Source organism: Acinetobacter seifertii (assembly GCF_000368065.1).
GTDB classification, from domain to species: Bacteria; Pseudomonadota; Gammaproteobacteria; order Pseudomonadales; family Moraxellaceae; genus Acinetobacter; species Acinetobacter seifertii.
The window spans coordinates 1,048,141-1,070,304 of record NZ_KB851200.1 but is presented as its reverse complement, the minus strand read 5'-3'; the positions used below and the strand labels follow the sequence as shown (position 1 = coordinate 1,070,304).

The 22,164-nt window shown below is 40.2% G+C and carries 19 protein-coding genes; 8 read left to right on the top strand and 11 right to left on the bottom strand.

The genetic code is table 11. From position 1 onward, the window contains the following. Positions 1 to 2: 2 nt before the first annotated feature. The 3 genes from F985_RS12485 to F985_RS12475 all read right to left on the bottom strand — a co-directional run bounded on the left by F985_RS12485 (position 3) and on the right by F985_RS12475 (position 3,316). Positions 3 to 1,070 carry a saccharopine dehydrogenase family protein gene (locus F985_RS12485; protein ID WP_004701444.1) on the bottom strand — a complete coding sequence of 356 codons (1,068 nt, stop codon included), beginning with the start codon at positions 1,068 to 1,070 and terminating at the stop codon, positions 3 to 5. 15 nt (positions 1,071 to 1,085) lie between these two features. After that, positions 1,086 to 2,324 (bottom strand): NADH:flavin oxidoreductase/NADH oxidase family protein, encoded by a 1,239-nt coding sequence (locus F985_RS12480; RefSeq protein ID WP_004701442.1) that lies wholly within the window; start codon positions 2,322 to 2,324, stop codon positions 1,086 to 1,088. A gap of 161 nt (positions 2,325 to 2,485) precedes the next feature. Beyond that, the gene (locus F985_RS12475) at positions 2,486 to 3,316 is read right to left on the bottom strand and encodes an alpha/beta fold hydrolase (protein WP_004701441.1); all 831 of its coding nucleotides are present in this window, start codon (positions 3,314 to 3,316) and stop codon (positions 2,486 to 2,488) included. A gap of 317 nt (positions 3,317 to 3,633) precedes the next feature. On the opposite strand from F985_RS12475, the gene F985_RS12470 reads away from it, so the two are divergent. Next, positions 3,634 to 4,533, top strand: coding sequence for an acetoacetate decarboxylase family protein (locus tag F985_RS12470; RefSeq protein WP_004701439.1), 900 nt, complete (start codon positions 3,634 to 3,636; stop codon positions 4,531 to 4,533). Positions 4,534 to 4,618: 85 nt separating this feature from the next. Here F985_RS12470 and F985_RS12465 read toward each other — a convergent pair whose 3' ends face one another. Continuing rightward, positions 4,619 to 5,413, bottom strand: coding sequence for a TorF family putative porin (locus tag F985_RS12465; protein WP_004701437.1), 795 nt, complete (start codon positions 5,411 to 5,413; stop codon positions 4,619 to 4,621). A gap of 81 nt (positions 5,414 to 5,494) precedes the next feature. After that, positions 5,495 to 6,409, bottom strand: a complete 915-nt coding sequence (locus tag F985_RS12460) for a LysR family transcriptional regulator (RefSeq protein ID WP_004701435.1) — start codon at positions 6,407 to 6,409, stop codon at positions 5,495 to 5,497. A gap of 100 nt (positions 6,410 to 6,509) precedes the next feature. Between F985_RS12460 and F985_RS12455 the strand changes: the two genes are divergently transcribed. The 7 genes from F985_RS12455 (at position 6,510) to pcaD (ending at position 12,910) form a co-directional block, all read left to right on the top strand. After that, on the top strand, positions 6,510 to 7,616 hold the full coding sequence (locus F985_RS12455; protein ID WP_004701433.1) for a muconate/chloromuconate family cycloisomerase: 1,107 nt from the start codon (positions 6,510 to 6,512) through the stop codon (positions 7,614 to 7,616). A 23-nt stretch (positions 7,617 to 7,639) separates the two neighbouring features. After that, positions 7,640 to 7,930 (top strand): muconolactone Delta-isomerase, encoded by a 291-nt coding sequence (gene catC, locus F985_RS12450; RefSeq protein WP_004701431.1) that lies wholly within the window; start codon positions 7,640 to 7,642, stop codon positions 7,928 to 7,930. Positions 7,931 to 8,089: 159 nt separating this feature from the next. Beyond that, complete coding sequence (gene catA, locus F985_RS12445) at positions 8,090 to 9,010, top strand: catechol 1,2-dioxygenase (protein WP_004701429.1); 921 nt, start codon at positions 8,090 to 8,092, stop codon at positions 9,008 to 9,010. A 134-nt stretch (positions 9,011 to 9,144) separates the two neighbouring features. Continuing rightward, positions 9,145 to 9,816, top strand: coding sequence for a 3-oxoacid CoA-transferase subunit A (locus tag F985_RS12440; RefSeq protein WP_004701426.1), 672 nt, complete (start codon positions 9,145 to 9,147; stop codon positions 9,814 to 9,816). Positions 9,817 to 9,834: 18 nt separating this feature from the next. Further along, on the top strand, positions 9,835 to 10,488 hold the full coding sequence (locus tag F985_RS12435; RefSeq protein WP_000121765.1) for a 3-oxoacid CoA-transferase subunit B: 654 nt from the start codon (positions 9,835 to 9,837) through the stop codon (positions 10,486 to 10,488). Between the two features lie 417 nt (positions 10,489 to 10,905). Next, a complete protein-coding gene (gene pcaF, locus F985_RS12430; RefSeq protein WP_004701424.1) occupies positions 10,906 to 12,120 on the top strand; it encodes a 3-oxoadipyl-CoA thiolase in 1,215 nt (404 codons plus the stop codon). Between the two features lie 10 nt (positions 12,121 to 12,130). Continuing rightward, positions 12,131 to 12,910, top strand: coding sequence for a 3-oxoadipate enol-lactonase (pcaD, locus tag F985_RS12425; protein ID WP_004701423.1), 780 nt, complete (start codon positions 12,131 to 12,133; stop codon positions 12,908 to 12,910). Positions 12,911 to 12,974: 64 nt separating this feature from the next. On the opposite strand, the gene F985_RS12420 is transcribed toward pcaD, so the two are convergent. From F985_RS12420 to F985_RS12395, 6 genes are all read right to left on the bottom strand, one after another. Then, positions 12,975 to 14,462, bottom strand: coding sequence for an NAD-dependent phenylacetaldehyde dehydrogenase (locus F985_RS12420; RefSeq protein WP_004701421.1), 1,488 nt, complete (start codon positions 14,460 to 14,462; stop codon positions 12,975 to 12,977). A 43-nt stretch (positions 14,463 to 14,505) separates the two neighbouring features. Beyond that, positions 14,506 to 16,113 carry a GMC family oxidoreductase gene (locus F985_RS12415; protein WP_004701419.1) on the bottom strand — a complete coding sequence of 536 codons (1,608 nt, stop codon included), beginning with the start codon at positions 16,111 to 16,113 and terminating at the stop codon, positions 14,506 to 14,508. A gap of 66 nt (positions 16,114 to 16,179) precedes the next feature. Beyond that, the gene (locus F985_RS12410; protein WP_081401364.1) at positions 16,180 to 17,397 is read right to left on the bottom strand and encodes a hypothetical protein; all 1,218 of its coding nucleotides are present in this window, start codon (positions 17,395 to 17,397) and stop codon (positions 16,180 to 16,182) included. 144 nt (positions 17,398 to 17,541) lie between these two features. Then, positions 17,542 to 19,857 (bottom strand): primary-amine oxidase, encoded by a 2,316-nt coding sequence (tynA, locus tag F985_RS12405; RefSeq protein WP_081401281.1) that lies wholly within the window; start codon positions 19,855 to 19,857, stop codon positions 17,542 to 17,544. A gap of 208 nt (positions 19,858 to 20,065) precedes the next feature. Next, positions 20,066 to 20,980, bottom strand: coding sequence for a transcriptional regulator FeaR (feaR, locus tag F985_RS12400; protein ID WP_004701415.1), 915 nt, complete (start codon positions 20,978 to 20,980; stop codon positions 20,066 to 20,068). A 198-nt stretch (positions 20,981 to 21,178) separates the two neighbouring features. Next, positions 21,179 to 22,135, bottom strand: coding sequence for a p-hydroxyphenylacetate 3-hydroxylase reductase component (locus F985_RS12395; RefSeq protein ID WP_081401280.1), 957 nt, complete (start codon positions 22,133 to 22,135; stop codon positions 21,179 to 21,181). Between the last annotated feature and the right edge of the window lie 29 nt (positions 22,136 to 22,164).

Here is a 22,164-nt window from a genome sequence, read left to right as displayed (position 1 = left end):
TTTTAATTAATGATCAGCGGACCAGAACCCGGCAACTCGGTCACTAGCTTATAACCCATCAGTTTTGCTGGTGTATATGTACCACCTTTAACAGTATTTTTGAGTAAATAATTCACCACAGTCAGTGAGCCATTTACGGTAAGGCTATAGGCATTTTCCGTTTGGATGCGGGCGGTTTTGATTTCCCCACGCGTATTTCTTGCCTCACCCCAAACATAGGTAGGTACTTTCGCGCGGAGTTCCTCATTTGGCCCAACAACCGTTTTTTCAATACGCGACTTAATAAACTTCTGCACGGCATTGATTTTTAATATTGGACGTACATAGTTCATCATTTTCGCACCAAAAATCATTTTGGGAAATGCGGGTACAAAGACTTCAATGTTTGGAATACCTGTTGTATAGAACGCTGTAGATACGTCTCCCCAAGGAACACTCATGGCACTTTTTTTACCATCACCAAAATCAATGGTCCGAACATAATGTGCTAATGGAACGGTGGTAATTTTTCCGTTTTTACGAATTTTTCCACCTTCTGCCATGCCTTCTGTACTGGTTTTAGCAGTACCCGGTGAAAACCCTGTTCTAGAGTCAAAACCAAGTGCTAAATGAGTCGCATCTGGCAATGCTTCTTTGAGCGCGGCAGCGACACAATCTGTCGGAATCACATCGAAACCAACACCCGGACAAAGCACAATATCGGCTTTTTCAGCTTGGCTGTTCAGTGACTGTGCCAACTCAAATACAGCGATTTCACCGGTAATATCTAAATAGTGAGCGCCGGCATTTATACACGCTTCCATCATAGGCTTCGATGTCGCTGAAAAAGGCCCTGCACAGTGCATAACCAGTTTAAAACCTTGGAGTTGCTCACTTATTGCATCTACGTTATCAAGCTCAAAAGCTTTATAGTCAAGCCCCAACTCTTGTGCAAGTGCTTCAACCTTAGCTTTGTTACGGCCAGCCAAAGTCGGTTTTAAACCTTGGCGTACAGCTTCACGAGCGATTAATTCGCCCGTGTAGCCATTTGCTCCATAAATTAACCAGTTTGAATCGTTAAGATTTGTCATAACACAACTCACTTTTTAAGAAGCAAATGAATAGTCACGCATGCCTTTTTTGTATTGGCGAGTACGGCATGACATCGCTGATTGTTGCAAAATTAAAGCCCAAGCTGGTGAAACATTTGGTTTTGTTTTTTTACCAGCACTTAAATTACGTAACTGAAATTTGACCACAGCCATATTGGCAAGTGAAGCAAATGTTTTATTTTTCCAAGTAATTGGTTTGAGTTCAGGTGAAACATTTTGGCCTTGTTTCCAAGCATTTGGCAAATTAGGTTCAATGGCTAAAGCTGTGGCAATACCGACCATATCTACACCACTTTCAACCACCTGCTCTGCTACCTGCTTACGGCGGATACCGCCTGTGACCATAACAGGCATTTTGGCAACTTTTCGGATTTCTTGAGCAAACTCTAAAAAGTAAGCTTCACGGGCAAGTGTACGACCATCACGTGCTTGGCCTTGCATGGCTGGTGCTTCATAACTACCACCTGAAAGTTCAACCAAATCGACTGCATGCACATTTAACATTTTAACCACTTGTTGAGCATCTTCAGCACTAAATCCGCCACGTTGGAAATCGGCTGAATTGAGTTTTACCGCTACAGTAAAATGAGGCGAAACTACTTTACGAACTGCTTCCACAATCTCAATTAAAATACGAGCGCGGTTTTCTAAAGAACCACCCCAGCGATCTTGGCGTTTATTACTCAGTGGCGAAAGAAACTGGCTTAATAAATAACCATGCGCTGCATGAATCTCAACACCTGTAAACCCTGCTTTTTCGCCTAAACGTGCCGTATTTGCAAAACGCTGAATCACTTCTGCAATCATAGATTCGTTCATTTCAATTGGTGTATTAAAGCGGTCTGACATTTTTCCTAAATCTAAAGCAACAGCAGAAGGTGCCCATGTTTGTTGCCCTAAATTTGACTGCATTTGACGACCGGGATGATTAATTTGAAGCCAAACCTGAGCGCCTTTTGAACGGCTAATTTGCGCCCATTTTTTAAAAGTATCTAGATGCTTTTCATCTTCTAGTACGACACCACCCGGTCCAGTCATTGCTCGGCGGTCTACCATCACATTTCCGGTAATGATTAAACCTACACCACCATTTGCCCAAGCTTGATATAAACGCATTAACTCTTCTGACGGTGCATGGTTTAAATCAGCCATGTTTTCTTCCATTGCTGCTTTGGCAATACGGTTAGGAACATTTGAGCCATTTGGAAATACTAATTTTTCGAACACTTTCATTGGAATGACCTCATTCAGTATGGCTTTACTTTAAGATTAAAGCTAACTTTAATGTCAACACCTTTTAGTATTTATCTCATTAATATTTTGAATTTATTAATTTTTATATAAAAAAAGAGGCACTCGATATGCCTCTTTTTCTAAAGTCTAAACGCTTTTAATTATTCACGAATAAATGCCAACAAGTCCGCATTAATCACTTCATGATTGACAGTTAACATGCCATGAGAAAAACCCGGATAGATTTTGAGTTGGCTATTTTGAAGCAATTCAGCAGATTTCACGCCAGAAGTTTTATAAGGCACGATCTGATCGTCATCACCATGTAACACCAAAACAGGAATGGTGATTTTCTTTAAGTCTTCGGTGAAGTCAGTTTGCGAGAATGCCACAATACCGTCGTAATGCGCTTTGGCACTACCTGTCATGCCCTGACGCCACCAGTTAGCAATAACACCTTCAGATGGCTTCGCATCTGGTCGGTTAAAACCATAGAATGGACCAGATGGAAGGTCTCGGAAAAATTGCGCACGGTTGGTGAGAACTTGATTTTGCAGGTCATCAAAAACTTCTTTTGGTAACCCTTCTGGATTATTTTCAGTTTTAACCATAAGCGGCGGTACTGCGCTTACAAGCACAGCCTTTTTAACGTTTTCTTGACCATGGCGAGCAATATAGTGAGCCACTTCACCACCACCTGTTGAGTGGCCAATATGAATTGCATTTTTAATATTTAAATGCTTCACCACTTCTGCAACGTCATCTGCATAGTGGTCCATATCGTGACCATCCCACACCTGACTTGAACGCCCGTGCCCACGGCGGTCATGAGCAACTACACGAAAACCTTCTTTAAGGAAAAAAAGTAATTGAGTATCCCAATCATCTGAACTTAAAGGCCAACCATGATGAAAAAATAATACTTGGGCATCGTGTGGACCCCAATCTTTATAGAAAATTTCTACGCCGTCTTTTGTGGTTACATATCCCATCTTTGTTCTCCTGCTAAAAAACTGTTTATAGATTGGTTATAAAATTTGAATATTGATACTAAGCTTAAAGTTAACTTTAAGGTCAATCACCTTAATTGTATTTTTAAAATAAAATTTATATGAAAGTACCGTCTTAAATTCTTCTCATCTTTCCCCTTTTTTATTTCATTTAAATGTCAAAGACATTAATCATCAAAATTAAAATCTTGACTTTAAAGTTAACTTTAAACTTATAGTTTCTGAACTGGTTCTAAATTAACACGTCTTGAAATATACAGCATTAGCTACTCGGTCAATTAATGTAAAGGTGAACTTTCATGAATACAAAACAACGGTTTACTGAAGTTGAATTTGGGCAACAAAAAGTCAAAGTACCCAAAGGTGGTTATTATGACCGTTTCAGAATGAACCCCGATTTAGATGAAGTCGCTCTAGATCCTGCTGTTGGTAACATCGACTTTTTCCGTCATATTCCTAAAAAAATTGTGGAATCACGTGTAGGCCCTGTCTGGGCACCCAATTTTTATTATCGTAGTGCGAATGTACAACTGCTCATGCTTGCGCCCATTAAAAAGATTAAAGCAAAACTGCCTGCTGCCTTAACACCGTTACAACCATTTCCGGGTTATGGATTGGTCGCGATCACATTCTTTAGCTATTCAGTTTGTGATAATGACCCTTATAACGAAGTTTCGATTGCGATTGTTGTACGTAAACCTAATGCTCACGGACCACATATTGCGGAGTTGATGAAATCCATACGTCAACGTCATTTTTATGCACATGTTTTGGCTTTACCTGTAGATACAGAAATTGCCAGAGTCCGTGGGGTATATGGTTACCAGCTACCAAAATGGTTAACGAAAATTGACATCGACATTAACCAAAAAGAAGTGCAAGCCAATATTGCCGATCTTAATGGAAAATTAGATTTAAGCTTAAAAACTCCTGTACCGACTTTAAAACGTGTCGATTCTGAAACTCATATTAATAAAGCAACGATGCTACATGTAGTCGATGGAAAATGGCATCAAACAGAAGTTGAGTCCAACATTCTTTCTTTTGCACAAAAGCTTTTTCCAAAGAATGTTCAACTTCAGAAACACGATGGGCCTTTAACAAAGTTATTAAATGAACTTGGCGCTTCAAAAATTTTACGCTTAGATGTTATAGAAGATGCACAAGTCATCCTTAATTTGCCGACCTTAGTTCAATAAAAATTAATTTTAACTGCGTTTGGAAGTTTAAATTTACACCTAACTTTCAAACGTAGTTAATGAGACCATTATTAATAAATTTAAATTAAAAGACCTTTTTTACAGATACTGTAAAAGTCGAATCGATAGGATTTGAAACAGGTGCGCCTGCCTCACCATTGCTATACTTTTTATAATAAGCATTTTTATCCCATGCTTTTGTATACGCTAGTCCTGTACTCCAACCATCACCTAAATCTTTAATAAGTTCGGCTTTAACATCCTGAAAATTCGACTCTGAAAAGTTTTTGATTCTTTCATAGCTATAGTGAGCGCCAAAAGTCCAAGTATCACTGATAGGCTGGGTAAAGTTAAGATCTAAATAACTTGATCCTCTCGACCTTTTACCAGCAGGTCCCCCCATGGTTTTAGAGTTATAACCAGCATAATCTGGTGTGTAAGTCACAAAGTATTTAAGGCTTAAAGGGCCATAGCCAATTTGAGGTACAATCTCACCATAGTTATAAGTGCTACTCCCCGTTTCTGGTGTACTTTTCGCACCTGGGTAGTAGTAGTAAAAAACCGACATCCCAATTGAAAATTTATCAATTGTTTTTAAATAACCTGTATAAAAATCCCATTCAACCGAGGCATCTCGCAGATAGTTAGAGCTGACACTTGATGCCCAAGTCCCTACAAAAAAACCATTAGGATTAGCATAATCCAATCCACCTTGTAAGGCTGGTTTACCCCATGTTTGTTGGAAACCACGTGAAATATATTGACTAGCAAAAGTAACATTTGCGCTATATGGAGAGGTTTTTTCTTGTTCTTTTAATTGTTCTGCATGTACAACGCTAGTAGACATAATAAGTGAAACTAAACCTAAAATTTTTCTCATTCAATAATTCCTTTTACATATTACCTATAGGTTTAAAGTTTTAAAATAACATGAAATATCCACTTTAAGAACCTTAAAGGTTTATAAATTCAAGTTTCTAGATACATCTTCTTCGCTATAAATCTCTTCAATGCAATCTAAAATTTTAGGAATATAGGAACTTTGATCCATGTTGCGCATGGATAGAGAGATTGGACTATAGGCTTCTAAGTCCAAGATATTTAAGTAAGTTAAATTCTTCATACCAATGTCACAGGCACTTTCCGGAATAATACAAATACCTTCGCCAGATGCCACTAGTCCAAGTGCCATATGAATTTCTCGGACTTCTGTCAGTTTGGCTGGAACTAGACCTAATTTGGTAAATAAAGCTTGAATAGTGGTCGAGAAATTCGGTCTAGGTGTAGTTGGATAAGAGAAAATTGTCTCATTAATAATTTGAGATAAATAAATTCCTGACCCTTGGAACTCACTTAAAGGATGTTTTTTATGAATCGCGAGTTTTAATTTTTCTTTGCGAAGTAAAAGCCTTTTAATGGCAGGGTCACTAATTGGCAAGCGACCAAAACCTAAATCGATTTTACCGAGTTTTAATGCTTCAACCTGATCTCGTGTACCACACTCAATAAGCTCAACATGAATGTCAGGATTTTTTTGTCTAAATAGATAGATGACCTGTGGTAATCGTCCATAAAGAAGTGAACTCACATAACCCACTTTAACAACGTTCTCGACTAGCTTCATTTTTTTAGCCATCGAAGCAGCTTGAGCCGTATGCGTCAAAATTTGCACCGCATGTTGGTAAAAAAACAGCCCTGCTTCCGTTACTTTTAATGGACGAGAGCCTTTTTCGAATAAATCGATCCCTAATTCTTCTTCTAGTTTTTTGATTTGGCGTGTTAAAGGCGGCTGGGCAATAAAAAGCTTTTCTGCGGCTTTGGTCAGGCTCTGTTCTTCAACCACGGTAACAAAATAACGTAGATGTCTTAATTCCATTAATATACCTTTTTAGTATCTTAAAATACCGTTCTATATCTATTTTAGGCTATTACATTCTTCTATGGTATACAAACAAGTTCGTAATAGTTGAAACTTCATGTATAGAACCATAGAAACCATACTTGTGGATATTCCAACTATCCGTCCTCACCAGTTGTCTGTGACTACTATGCGTATCCAGACTTTGGTACTCGTTAAAATTACGACCACGGATGGTATTGTCGGTTGGGGTGAAGCCACCACCATTGGTGGGCTGAACTATGGTGAAGAAAGTCCTGAGAGTGTCAAAGCCAATATTGATACCTACTTTGCACCATTACTGACATCAGTTAAAGATTTAAATGTTGCACAAACACTCAAACTGATTCGTAAAAATATTAATGGTAACCGCTTTGCCAAGTGTGCCATTCAGACTGCCCTACTTGATATTCAGGCCAAACGTTTAGGTGTGCCATTAAGCGAAGTTTTAGGTGGCCGTCTGCGTAATAGTTTACCTGTACTTTGGACGCTTGCGTCTGGTGACACTGAAAAAGATATTGCTGAAGCTCGCAAAATGATTGAGCTGAAGCGCCACAACACGTTCAAACTTAAAATTGGTGCACGTCCTTTACAGCAAGATGTTGACCATGTGATTGCGATTAAAAAAGCACTAGGTGCAGATATTAGTGTACGTGTTGACGTAAATCGTGCATGGTCAGAGCTTGAATGTATTCAAGGTATTCAACAGCTCCAAGATGGTGGAATCGATTTAATCGAGCAGCCATGTGCAATTCAAAATACCGAAGCACTTGCTCGCCTCACCCAGCGTTTTGATGTCGCAATTATGGCAGATGAAGCCTTAACTGGTCCTGACAGCGCATACCGTATTGCAAAAAATCATGGTGCAGATGTATTTGCCGTGAAAATTGAACAATCTGGTGGCCTGATCGAAGCTTGTGAAGTTGGCAAAATTGCTGGTTTAGCTGGAATCGACCTATATGGCGGTACCATGCTTGAAGGCCCTGTAGGAAGTATTGCTTCTGCTCATGCATTTGCAACTTTTGAAACGTTAGCGTTCGGTACTGAATTATTTGGTCCGTTATTACTGACCGAAGAAATTTTAAAAGAGCCGCTACGTTACGAAAACTTTGAATTGCATTTGCCAACAGCTCCGGGCTTAGGCATTGAAATTGATGAAGATAAGATTGAGAAATTACGTCGTTAAGGCAACAGGATAAGGAGTTTCCCATGTTATTTCATGTACGTATGGATGTGCATATTCCACTTGATATGCCAGCCGACAAAGCAAATGAAATTAAGGCCGTTGAAAAGGCTTATTCACAAGATTTACAACGCCAAGGTAAATGGCGTCACATCTGGCGTATTACAGGCCAGTATTCAAATATCAGTATTTTTGATGTTGAGAGCAATGAGGAATTGCACAACATTTTACAGGGCTTACCTCTCTATCCATATATGGACATTGAAGTGATGGCAATGAACCGTCACCCATCTTCTGTTCGTGATGATGATTCGTAAACCAAAAAATTTTTTAAATGTGATCTCTGAAGTCCATTTAAAAACCAAGCAGATTATTCAGAAGGTAAAAAGGAATGTGGCAGCACTTATTCGCTAGCAAAACAAAATGCCCGCAGCGCTGCCACCCAAAACCGTATTGCATACTTAAGGAGTTTTAGTATGAACCGTCAACAAATTGATGCGCTTGTAAAACAAATGAATGTCGACACTGCTAAAGGTGAAGTCGATGCACGTGTTCAACAAATTGTTGTGCGCCTTCTCGAGGATTTATTTCAAGCCATTGAAGATTTAGACATCCAACCTTCAGAAGTATGGAAAGGTTTGGAATATTTCACAGACGCAGGTCAAGCAAACGAACTTGGTCTTTTGGCAGCTGGTTTAGGTTTAGAGCACTATCTTGATTTACGTGCTGATGAAGCTGATGCAAAAGCTGGCGTTACGGGTGGCACACCACGTACCATCGAAGGCCCACTTTATGTAGCTGGCGCGCCTGAATCTGTTGGCTTTGCGCGTATGGATGATGGTACAGAATCTGGCAAAATCGATACCTTAATTATTGAAGGTACTGTGACCGATACTGATGGCAAGATCATTGAAAATGCCAAAGTTGAAGTATGGCATGCCAACAGTTTGGGTAACTATTCATTCTTTGATAAGTCTCAATCTGACTTCAATTTACGCCGTAGTATTTTGACTGATGCTGATGGTAAATATGTTGCATTAACCACGATGCCTGTTGGTTATGGTTGCCCGCCAGAAGGTACAACTCAAGCCCTTCTTAACAAATTAGGCCGTCATGGTAACCGTCCATCTCACGTTCACTACTTCGTTTCTGCGCCAGGTTTCCGCAAGCTGACTACTCAATTCAACATTGAGGGTGATGAGTACTTATGGGACGACTTTGCCTTCGCAACCCGTGACGGCTTAGTGGCAACAGCAGTTGATGTAAATGACCCAGCTGAAATTCAACGCCGTGGTTTAGATCACGCTTTCAAACACATCACATTTAACATCGAACTTGTTAAAGATGCCGCTGCCGCTCCTTCAACTGAAGTTGAACGTCGTCGCGCTAGTGCTTAATTGAAAGTATATGTGAGTTAAAAGTTCGCTTTTGACTCACAAAATTTATTCCATTTATTACTACCATTAAGAATTTCAATAAATTTTTAGCGGTAGTAATACATCACGTTACCTCATGCTCTAAGGTTTCTCACATGATTGACAAAAGTAAGTCCTCACTAAGCGAGGTTCTATCGCAGATTAAAGATGGTGCAACCATTCTGATTGGTGGTTTTGGTACCGCAGGACAACCCGCTGAACTCATTGACGGTCTTATTGAACTGGGTATTAAAGATTTAACCATTGTCAGCAATAACGCCGGTAATGGCGATTATGGCTTGGCTAAACTGCTTAAAGCTGGTTCGGTTAAAAAAGTAATCTGTTCTTTCCCACGTCAGTCAGACTCTTATGTGTTTGATGAACTGTACCGTGCCGGAAAAGTAGATCTTGAAGTCGTGCCTCAAGGTAATCTGGCGTGTCGTATTCAAGCGGCGGGTATGGGCCTAGGCGCTGTGTTTACCCCAACAGGCTTTGGAACACTTTTGGCCGAAGGCAAAGAAACCCGTGAGATTGATGGGAAAGATTACGTACTCGAATATCCAATCAAAGCAGACTTTGCCTTGATTAAAGCCTATAAGGGCGACCGTTGGGGCAATCTGGTTTACCGTAAATCTGCACGTAACTTTGGGCCAATTATGGCCATGGCTGCAGATGTCACCATTGCTCAGGTTTCTGAAGTGGTTGAACTCGGTGGACTAGATCCAGAACACATCATTACCCCAGGTATTTTTGTACAACACGTTGTACAAGTAGCGCCAGCACAGTAAGCAATAAGGAGAAAGAACATGAGCTACCAGAAACTCAGCCGTGACCAGATTGCAAAACGTGTGGCACAAGATATTCCCGATGGCGCCTATGTAAACTTAGGCATTGGCTTACCAACCAAGATTGCAAGTTACTTACCTAACGATAAAGATATTTTCCTTCATTCTGAAAATGGCCTGTTGGCTTTTGGTCCACCACCAGCGGCAGGTGAAGAAGACCCTGAACTGATTAATGCGGGTAAAGAGTTCGTGACCATGCTTGAAGGCGGCAGCTTTTTCCACCATGGTGACTCATTTGCCATGATGCGTGGTGGACACCTTGATATTGCAGTGCTTGGCGCCTTTCAGGTTGCAGCGAATGGTGACTTGGCGAACTGGCACACGGGAGCACCGGATGCGATTCCTGCCGTGGGTGGTGCGATGGATTTAGCTGTAGGTGCCAAGAAAGTATTTATCACTACAGACCATGTTACTAAGCAAGGTGAACCGAAGATTGTGGCTGAGCTGAGCTATCCGGTTACGGGTAAAAAATGTGTTGACCGTATTTACACCGATCTTTGCGTGATTGATGTGACCAAAGATGGTTTAAAGGTGATTGAGAAAGTGGAAGGTCTTAGCTTTGATGAGTTACAGGCTTTGACTGGTGCAACTTTGATTGATGCGACTCAAGGCTAAGGTTTGCATAGCAAAAATCTATTACAGCATTCAGTATCGTGACAGGCGACATGGATGTCGCCCGTTGGACAGGGAGGCAAGGAAGCCTCCTCTGTTCAACGAAGGTTTTTGTTACTTTTGACCTTTCAAAAGTAAGGTATCGCTTATACAACAGACCTACGGATATCACAGTAAATTACAGCCATGATGTTATCCGTTGATATGAAAATTTATAAATCATCACAACGGAGTCTTATCTGTTGAAACCAGATGCCACCAGCTAATTCATGTCACTTTTTTAAAAAAGTAACCAAAAACCTTTGTTACTCAGACACAACCTCCCTGTTGTGCTGAGCAACGAGGCGACATCCATGTCGCCACCTCGAAATACTTACGGAGAATGGCTAAAAAGGCCTGAAGTAAAGGACAAAAGTTAGAATGAAAAACGCTTATATCATCGATGCCATCCGTACACCATTTGGCCGTTATGCCGGTGGCCTTGCACCTGTCCGTGCCGATGACCTTGGGGCTGTGCCGATTAAGGCTTTAATCCAGCGGAACCCAAATGTAGATTGGGAACAGGTCGATGATGTGATCTATGGCTGTGCCAATCAAGCCGGTGAAGATAACCGTAACGTAGGCCGTATGTCGGCATTGCTTGCAGGTTTACCGTATCAAGTGCCGGCAACCACGATTAACCGTTTGTGCGGTTCTTCACTCGATGCCATTGCCATTGCTGCCCGTGCCATTAAAGCAGGTGAAGCGAACTTGGTGATTGCAGGTGGTGTGGAAAGCATGAGCCGCGCACCTTATGTGATGGGTAAGTCTGACAGTGCTTTTGGCCGTAGCCAGAAGATTGAAGATACCACTATGGGTTGGCGTTTCATTAACCCTAAACTTAAAGAATTGTATGGTGTAGACACCATGCCCCAGACTGCCGAAAACGTCGCTGAACAGTTCAACGTGAATCGTGCAGATCAGGACCAGTTTGCCTTGGTGAGCCAACAACGCACCGCAAGCGCGCAAGCCAAAGGCTTTTTTTCTAAAGAAATCGTGGCAGTTGAAATCCCTCAGCGTAAGGGTGATGCTGTTGTGATTGATACCGATGAACATCCACGTGCATCTACTACGCTTGAAGCTTTAAGCAAACTTAAACCTGTGGTTAAAGTAGATGGCACAGTAACAGCAGGCAATGCTTCAGGGATTAACGATGGTGCAGCCGCATTGCTGATTGCTTCTGATGAGGCGGTTCAAGCTTACAACCTCAAACCACGTGCCAAGATCATTGCTTCAACAGCGGTGGGTGTAGAACCACGTATTATGGGGTTTGCTCCGGCACCAGCCATTAAAAAATTACTTAAACAAGCCAACCTGACTTTAGATCAGATGGATGTAATTGAGCTCAATGAAGCTTTTGCTGCACAAGCTTTGGCAGTGACTCGTGATTTAGGTTTGCCAGATGATTCTGACAAGGTAAATCCAAACGGCGGCGCAATTGCATTGGGCCATCCACTGGGTGCATCAGGTGCACGCTTAGTCACTACAGCCTTAAACCAGCTTGAACAAACAGGTGGTCGTTATGCCTTATGTTCAATGTGTATTGGTGTAGGTCAAGGTATTGCTTTGATTATTGAACGTGTTGAAGCACTTTAAGGAGAAACAAATGCCATCTTTTCAAGCTGCCGAAGCACAAATTAACTATCAAACCTTTGGCGAACCATCCTCCCCTGCTTTGGTGTTTTCCAACTCTTTAGGTACCAACTATGGTATGTGGCAAAAACAGTTTAATGAGTTAAAAGATCAATTTTTTGTGATTTGCTATGACACTCGTGGTCACGGTTCATCATCTACGCCTGACGGTCCATATACTGTAGAGCAATTAGGTGAAGACGTTATCCGTTTACTGGATCATCTAAATATTAGCAAAGCTGCTTTTTGTGGTATTTCTATGAGTGGTTTAACTGGTCAATGGCTGGCAATTCACTATCCTGACCGTTTTAGTCATGTAGTTGTGGCAAATACTGCCGCTAAAATTGGACAAGAACAAGCATGGCTTGACCGTGCAAAATTAGTACGTGAACAAGGTTTACAACCAATCGCAGCTACAGCAGCTTCGCGATGGTTTACAGATCCCTTTATCCAAAGTCATCCTTCTATTGTCAACAACCTGTGTAACGACTTAAGTGCTGGCAGCGCAATGGGTTATGCCAATTGTTGTGAGGCTTTGGCTAAAGCGGATGTCCGTGAGCAGTTAAACGACATCAAAATACCTGTATTGGTGATTGCTGGAACTCAAGACCCAGTAACGACTGTTGCAGATGGTGAATTTATGCAGCAACGCATTCCACAATCAAAACTTGCAGAAATAGACGCATCTCATATTTCCAATGTAGAACAGCCTGAAGCTTTTAATAAAATCCTAAAGGATTTTTTATTAGGTTAATTTAATGATTCAAAAAAAATGGCCTATAGGGGCCATTTTTTATATCTGCATTTAGTTTTTAAAATTAATAACGAATCATCACCGATTTTAATTCGGTGTAATCTTCAATAAATGCATCAGAAAACTCTCTGCCAATTCCTGAAGCTTTTACCCCACCAAATGGAACAGATGGATCTAAGAACGTATGCATATTGACCCACAAGGTCCCTGCTTCAATTTTAGAAATTAAACGCAAAGCTTTAGATAAGTCATTTGTCCAGATACTAGCGGTTAAACCAAAGCGCGACTCATTCATCAGTTGAACGAGTTCTTCATCAGTTTCGAATGGCATTACCCCGACCACTGGACCAAAAGTTTCCTCTGAAAATAAAGGATCATCCGTATTTTTAAAGGAAATTAAAGTCGGTTGTACAAAATACCCTGTCTGATCTAAAGCCTCACCACCCGCAATAATCTGGTTGTTGGCTTTAGCTATATTTAAATAATGTTTTACTTTATTAAAGTGTGGCTGATTAGAGAGTGGACCAAACATACTTCCTTCATCCATAGCCGATCCAATTTTGAACTGCGAGAGTGCTTTAGAGAGTTTCTCGACAAGTTCATCATGTTTTGTATGGTGTACAAAAAAACGCTCGGGCGATGCACAAACTTGGCCTTGATGTACAAAAGTTGCTTGCAGCAAAGTTGGTAAAATCTCATCAATATTTGCATCAGCCAAAACAGCTATGGCATTTTTACCGCCCAGCTCTAGACTTACACGGGTTAAATCACTACTCATCGCAAGTTTACCAATCGTAATACCTGTTGGTACTGAACCTGTAAATGAGACTTTCTTAACCAGCGGCGACTCAATTAAATATTGCCCTGTATCGCCCTTACCCGTAACCACATTAATTACACCAGCTGGAATACCTGCTTCAATCGCAAGTTCGGCTAAACGTAATAAAGATAAGCTGGCAAACTCACTTGGTTTAAGCACAATGGTACAGCCAGTTGTTAAAGCTGAACCGATTTTCCATACACCAATCATGAGTGAAAAATTCCAAGGCACAATCCCTGCAACCACACCAATCGGTTGTCTTAAAGTAAAGGCCGTATATTTCTCACCCTGCATAGACGGAATAGAGGGTTGCATGGTTTGACCATTAATTTTAGTTGCCCAACCAGCAAAATATCTCAAGAAAATAACAGATTGTGCGACTTCAAGGTGTCTTGAAATATTGATAAGTTTTCCGGTAGACAAAGTTTCAAGCTGTGCAAGTTCTTCACCATGTTGCTCAATTAAATCGGCTAACTTGTTCAGTTTAACGCCACGTTCATACGGCGTAGTTTCAGCCCAAGCATTTTGAAAAGCATGTTCAGCACTTTTTACCGCACTATCTACATCTTGTTGACTACCAATACTAATTTGAGCAACCACTTGTTCAGTCGATGGATTCACAATATCCACTTTATCTAAAAGCTCGGCAGCAACTAACTTCCCATCAATAAAATGTCCATGTTGACGTGCCATAAATTGCTGTACGCTTGCTAAAATCTGAACTTCACTCATTTTCTTTTCCTCTTTTCATTTCTAAATATTGATATGACAGTAACTACGCGACCTGATTCAAAATAAAGTCTGCACCACGCTCACCAATCATAATGGCAATTGCATTGGTATTACCGCTTGGAACTTGTGGACAAATAGAACAATCCACCACACGTAAGTTTTTGAAACCATGTACTTTAAGCGTCTGATCGGTGACCGAATCTTGCGGAGCATTACCCATTTTGCAGCTACCTGCGGGGTGATAGACCGTTTTAATGTTCTGACGCATCCATTTATCAATCGCTTCAATATCATCAGGATCGACATTTGCAGGCTCAATCACTTCTTTGACAATCGCTTTCAATGCTGGTTGTTGTAATAAGCGAAGTCCGGCCTGTACCGCACGGATATTTGCGTCAATATCTTCTTGATGTCCTAGATAATTAGGGTCAATGACAGGCAAATCTTTTGGATCTTTACTGCTTAAACGTAAAGTCCCACGTGCTTTTGGCTGTACATGCCCGACTTTAATGGTAAGGCCATGTGCCTGAGCAACTGCTTTTTCACCAGGGGTATTATCGAAATTATCCAGCACAGGTAAAAAATGAAATTGGACATCAGGTCGACCATTGTTATTGGTGTCAATAAAACCACCACCCTCTAAAATATTGGTGGTTAGCAATCCTGAACGCGTAAAACACCACTGTAAAAAGTGTCGTACAGCGGTTAAACCTTGGTCTTCACCAAGCAGACTATTATTGGTTGTTACTGTCGCATTAATCGACATATGCAAATGATCGTGAAAATTGTCACCTACAGGTAAGTCACGAATGCATTCTATTCCGAGTTCCTCTAAATGCTGTTTTGGACCAATTCCCGAAAGTAATAAAACCTTAGGACTGCCAATTGCACCAGCACTCAGAATGACTTCTTTTTGAGCCTTTACCGTAATTGGTGATTTTCCGCTAACACTATAAGTAACCCCAGTAACCTGATCACCTTGAGTTTCAATTTTATGTACCAAGGCATCCGTAATAACCGTAAGGTCTGGGTGGTTTTCGACTGACTTTAAATAGGTTTTAGAAGTACTCGCCCGAGAACCGTTTTGAGTAGTAGTTTGATAAAACCCTACACCCGCCTGATCCCAACCATTAATATCATTGACGTAACTCATCCCCATTTGCTGACCTGCTTTAATACAAGCAAGCGTTAAAGGATGGCGATAGCGGTTTTCACTGACAGGTAAAATGCCATCTTGTCCATGATATTCATCAGCAAGACTTTCATTTTTTTCTGCTTTCTTAAAAAAAGGCAGTACCTCCTGATATGACCACTGATTGCATCCCCACTCTGACGCCCATAAATCATAATCCTGACGTTGGCCTCTGCAATAGATCATGCCATTGACCGAGCTTCCACCTCCCAACACTTTTCCTTGTGCAAGGATCATTTCACGATGATTACAACATTTCTGCGGAACAGTCATGTATTGCCATGATTTTTGCTGGAATACTTTAACCACCGTGGCAGGTATGGTATGAAACATGCTGCTATCTCGGCTTCCTGCCTCTAGAACAAGAACACGCCCTGCCTTGGCTTCTAATAGTCTTGCTGCGACCACACAGCCTGCTGAGCCAGCACCAATCACGATATAGTCATATTGTTGATTCATCTGATTTCATCCTAATTTTATTTCTATGAATGTACCGCCAATAAACACGATCTCCTTCGCTCTAATTTAATAGATGTATTGCAGAATCAACTGCGCATATACATTGGTCTTGTCATCGTAGTTTTGAGTACCACCACTATGGATATCGTGTTTTGGTTTATAGAGTCCCACTAAAGGAATAACGTTGAATTTTTTATTAACCGACCAGACTGAAAAGACATCCAGTTCATGTCCATCTACATTGGTTAAAGACTTATTTACTGTTTTGAACTTATAGGCCAAAGCACCCAACATAAAATTTTCTTTTAGATTCATACTGTAAGAGACTTGATGGATATCTGCATTTTTATTAAATGGGCCAGCATAATTTCCAGCAACTTCTCCCTGAAACCACGTGCCAAAACCGACTGTATTTCCATAAAACATGGTGTCGTATTGGTCTGAAAAATGACTAAAGCGGTAGCCTAATGAAGGCGTATATTTTGAAGATAAAAAGTTATAGTTCAGTGCTAAGTAGCCAGCATTTTCTTGGCCATCTTTTTTATCTTGCACAACAAACTCAGTTTTAACTTGTAGCTCTGGTAAAGGTTGATAATTCAGACGTAAAGCATAATTTTTAAGGTCTTGTCGTCCTGAAACCTGTTCAGCATCTTCAAGATCCAATACATTTAAGTAAGTGAACCCAATGCCTTTATCTTTAAGCTGATACATCAGATCAGTCACAAACAGTTCAGGTGAAAATTGTGCTTTATTGTCGGACTTTAAATAAGCCAACTTTAGGGTTGTATTCTCTTGCGGTTTGTATTGAAGCAAACTTGTAAAATCAAAGCTTCGACGAGCTGCCAGATAATATGCTCCGCCCCGATCTAGTGTGCCGTCCGCAGGCGCTTTACCGAGATTTAATGCATCACCCGCAATAAAGAATCCGTCACCAATCATGATATTTTGTCGACCAATACTTAAATCATAGGTCGTTAACTCATCTTTATTGGTGCCGTCTTTAAAACCAATGATCCATTCATTCACATCTGTTTTACGTTCTTTGCCATTACTATTTTGGCCGGCGTCACCATCACCAAATGTTGCCGAGCTAATGCCGCTCAAGCTTGCATAGAGCTGATTGTTTTTAAAGGTGTAGTTTCCCTTCGCACCATATTTAAGATGACCTTCTTGCCAATTGATTCTTTCATCATCTAGGTTTTCGCCGTTATAGCTTTTACCGCTACTAAAAGCCCCAAAAGTTGCTTCAAAAGTCGGTTTAATTTCAAACTCACCAGCATGCACAGTTGAAAAAAATGAGACAAAGAGAGTCCCTCTCATAACCTGAGAAAATAAATTTTTCATTGAGAAATTCCTTTTTTGCGAACGGCCTAACCGTGCTCAGGTATGGGTAACTGATTCGTTACCCATTCTGGCTTATTCACATTTTTAGTGATGGTCGTGCTGTGTGTTTTGCTCTTCTTCACCCAAGTTTAAAGTCGGGGTGTTGTCAAAGAAGTTCCAAGGTTTGATGAGTGTATTCACCCATTCTGTCGGCATGATTGGCCACTCTTCAGCACGTGCTACATGGGTTGTACCGGTTGTCATCCACACCACAAGGTCTTTATTTTCAATATTCTCATTGTTGCCAATGAACTGTCCTAACCCTGTATCATGAGTTGAACGGTTTGAATATTTCCCTTCAGGATAGCGTTCGTCTGGATTGTACTGAGTCACCCAAATTTGCTTATCCATAAAGTTCAAACGTTTAAATAACCATTCATCTTTCGAAAAATTGGCACCCTTCGCCACAGGGTGTGTTCCACCTGCAAACGGAATCAATTGGTAAGAAACCGGATTGCCTAATTTATTTTCCTTATTGAAATTCGTAAGTAAGCGAATGGTAGACGGATCAAATTTTTCAGCTGCATTTTGCTCATTCGTAATGACTTTACTGTCAATTTGCATTGAGCTTATACGGACACCACCTTTGTCATTGGCTTTCACCACAGGGTCCATATGCATAAAGCTGTTGTTTTCCCCATCTACATCCATGTCTAAGCGGAAGTTATAAATGTGTTGATGGGTTGTCCCAACAATATTATGGTCAATTAAAGTTCCATATTTAGTGTCTTCTTTGGCTGTATTGTCATGCATGGTGCGTGATTTAACGCCTTTAACAGCTTCAATACCGGTTGCACCCGCATTAATCCCAATTACACCATTTTGGGCAAATACCCAGTCAAACATGTAATCGTAGTTTCCAACCGTACTAATCCAGCGCACGACAAGTTCACGGCGTGCTTCACTGGCATCTTGATTGCCAAAAATTTCGTGATGTTTATATTCAGGTCCTGCATAACGTTCAAACACAGCAATGGCATTTGGAATTACTTGAGGCTGGCCTTTATAGTCTGCAATCACGGCATCAAGTAAAACAGCGTTGTCGGGTGCATCTGTTCCCGGAATAATAGATGAGGTAAGTGTTCCCATACCATATTCGCCAGAGTCCAAATAAGATTTGAAGTACCAACCAATATCAGGGTCGCCATATGGAACCACCATTCCCCCCAAGTTACCTTCATACATGACTTTACGCTTTACGCCCTTATCTTTATAAGTCACCGTTGAAAGCTGTAAGCCAACACGAGAATCTAAGGCCACATGCAAACACCAGTTCCCCCAATGTATGGTTTGACCAGTAATGCTAAAGTTTTTACCCTCAGGTTCAGTAATATTGAGTGGTTTTAGCTTACTTGCTACGGGCTTATTCGACATATATGGTCGATTTGCCATTGGCACAGGAATGATGGCACCTTCTTCAATCTTAATAATTTTTTCTTTATCTAAATCGACTACAGCAACTAAATTTTCAATAGGATGCGCCCAGTAGTTCCCATCTCCTACATCAAGGTAAGCGACGACTTTTAATATATTGAGTTGTTTATCCAGACCATCTTTACCGCCAAAATATCCAACAGTTAGCGGAGTAGCAATCACTTTCTTCACATCACTAATGCCGCGTTTGCGTAACGCATCTTGATATTCTTTACTTGTCTCAATTACACGTTGTACAGCTTCAAAATTATCTAGAAGCACCATACCGTGAGTATCTTTAAGTACATTCCATTTTGTGACCTGTTGAGTATTAAGATTAACTTCACCTTCAATCGCTTGTTTGCCCTTTAATAAAATAAATGAGGCAATACGATCTTCTTTAAATTCTTTGTGATTAATAAAGTAATCCCAAACTTTAGCTTTCTCAGGTTCTTTAAGCTTTAACTCGGCAAAACGCATATTTTTGTAGGCGTATTTCGAGCGATTAATCACATCAAATGTATTTTTGATTTCATCAGAATTTAAGCTATTGAGCGGGTGAAAGGTATTTTCAACTTTAAAAGTTTGATCTAACCCCGACTGGAAGACTTCATTAAAAAAATCTTTTCCAATAACAGGTTTACCCTCTTTGATTAATAAAGGCACGCTGAGTTTTAAAGGTTTGCCATTCACTAAAACCTGATTTGAGTTTGGCTTGGCTCTCACCACCATAGAGCCTTTGGTAATTGTATAGGTATTGGTAAAGTCATCTTTAACAACTTTAGCGCCTTGCTCACTCATGTTCTGATAAAGTGAGACCATGTCGGCCTTGCCACCATGAGCAAACGCTTGAGTATTGAGTCCCCAAAAGCTTGCAGCGATTGATAAGTTAAGTACCAGTATTTTTTGTATGTCATTCAATAATCGTTGTTTACGCATTGGTTTCATCCTTTTCATCTATCCCTGAACTATCTGAATCAGATAGTTAAAATGCACTTCCTGTGAGTGAAATTCATTAGACCAACTTAATAGTTTTATGGTTATTAAGCTTATCTAACCTGCTCTAATGAATTTAATTTCAACACAGTTACATAGGGCTAGCTTGTTCAAGAATGACGTCGAACTTGTCTAAAAATGACATTGAGAGATGAAAATTTTAAACCGACATCCCCTCTCTAAATTCTTTAGGGGAAATACCATAAGTCTTTTTAAAGATTTTTGAAAAATGAGCGCCATCCCAAAAACCCCATTTCAAGGCAACTTGGGTAATTGAGCTTTGTTTGTTCTTTTTATCAAGCAAATCTGCTTTAACTTTTTCTAGGCGTTTAAGCTGTATATATTTGTTAATAGATAAATTTTCTTGAAGAAATAGACGGTAGAGATGACGTAGCGACACTCCAATATGCTCTGCAATTAATTTAGGTGTTAAATCTGGTTTTGCTAAGTTTTCTATAATATAACGCTCAGCTTTTTCCATTAGATTATTGGAGCTATTAATATTTTTATAATTGATTGTGGGTTTGATTAAGGCGATCAGCGCATCTTCAAAAGCATTACCATCTTCAGTTGCGTACCAAAGTTTGATGTTTTCAGCAGACATATTTTTCAAAATATTCTTGAGCAAAAAACCACTCATATTTTGCGTAATCAGTTTTCCAAAATATTCGGTACTAATATTTTCTTTAAGTAATTTTTCACGCGACAGGTGCACTGAAATCTGGCTTACCAAACCTTGCGGGTACATCGAAATGGTTTCGACTGGGTCGACCAACACAATATCGCCTTCATTCAGGCTTAAGGTTTCATTTTTATATTCGAGCAGCATTTTTCCCGAATACTGCAAAATCAAAAAACAAAAACGATTATTGACTCGATCGATTTCATCGGCTTTTCGGACAATTTTATTGGCATTGTTTTTGATAAAAGCAATTTCGGTATCGCCCAATAAAAAGCACTGAACTTCACCAATGAATAAATTACGGGTTCCGTCAAAATCGGTTTCAAAATTGCCGCACACACTTTTAATATGGTGCGTCCATGTGAGTAATGCATCGCTTACATATTGGTTCATCCCTTACCTCTCTATACATGTGCAACCGCTCAAAATTTTGCGTTTATGGTGGTGCAATGTCTTGGCTTATTTGCAATCTTGTTTTATTGATAAACAAATTATGTGCCAAAAATTCCTTATCCTTGGAATTGTTTTGATGATAGTCAGCTAGATGTGAAGAAGCTGATAAATCAATTCAATTTATCAGCTTAATGGGACTTATGCTACTCCTGCAAAATCTCGCAGCATGGTAATAAAAATATCCTTTTGTTCCTCAGAATACTTTTTAAACACCTCATTTTGATGGCTATCGGCAATATCAAACAAATACTGTGCCGTTTGTTTACCCTTTTCCGTTAGTGCATATAAATTATCGTGATCAACCAATAACCCTTCAAATTTTAGAATTTCAGCCGATCTTTCAACCTCTTGCATTGGCATAGCAATATCACGCGGTAAATCTTCCTTACTTGAAGCAGTACCACTGGCCAAAACGAGCAAAAGACGTGATTCACTGGTCCGGAAACCAGAAGCCATTTGCTTAGGAATATAGTCGGTTTGATAAGCTTTAAAAGCACGACTCATCAAATAGCAGACATTGTTATATAAGTGCCCATAATGTGTTTGGTCTACGCCGTTCTCTTCAGTTTGCTTAACTTGAAGGCTTGGATGCGGCATGACACAAGAATATGCACCTTGATGGTATACCAACGGGCTTCGGCCTTGGTCATGGAAACGAACCACTTTACCAACAATAATCCAGTGGTCACCACCTTCAATAACCTGATAGCGTTCGCACTCAAACACCGCAGAACAATTTTCTAAAATGGGGGCGCGTCCTGCACCAAGTTGAAAATTGGTGTCTGCAAATTTATCAATATTACGTCTCGAAAACTTATTAGATAGCTCAATTTGCGTGCCCGATAAAATATTGACTGCAAAATGTGTCGCTTCTTCAAATACTGAAAAACTTGAAGATTTTTTATCAATGCTCCACAAAATAAGTGGTGGGTCGAGTGACACCGAGTTAAAACTATTTGCGGTTACACCGACTTTCTCACCTTGTGCATTTTGTGCAGTAATAATGGTAACGCCTGTTGCAAAATTTCCTAATGCTCGTCGAAACTGTAGTGGATCGACCGTAAACTCATCTATTTGTTGTAATACATTCATCATCTTTCTCCTAAACCTTCTCTTACATCCAT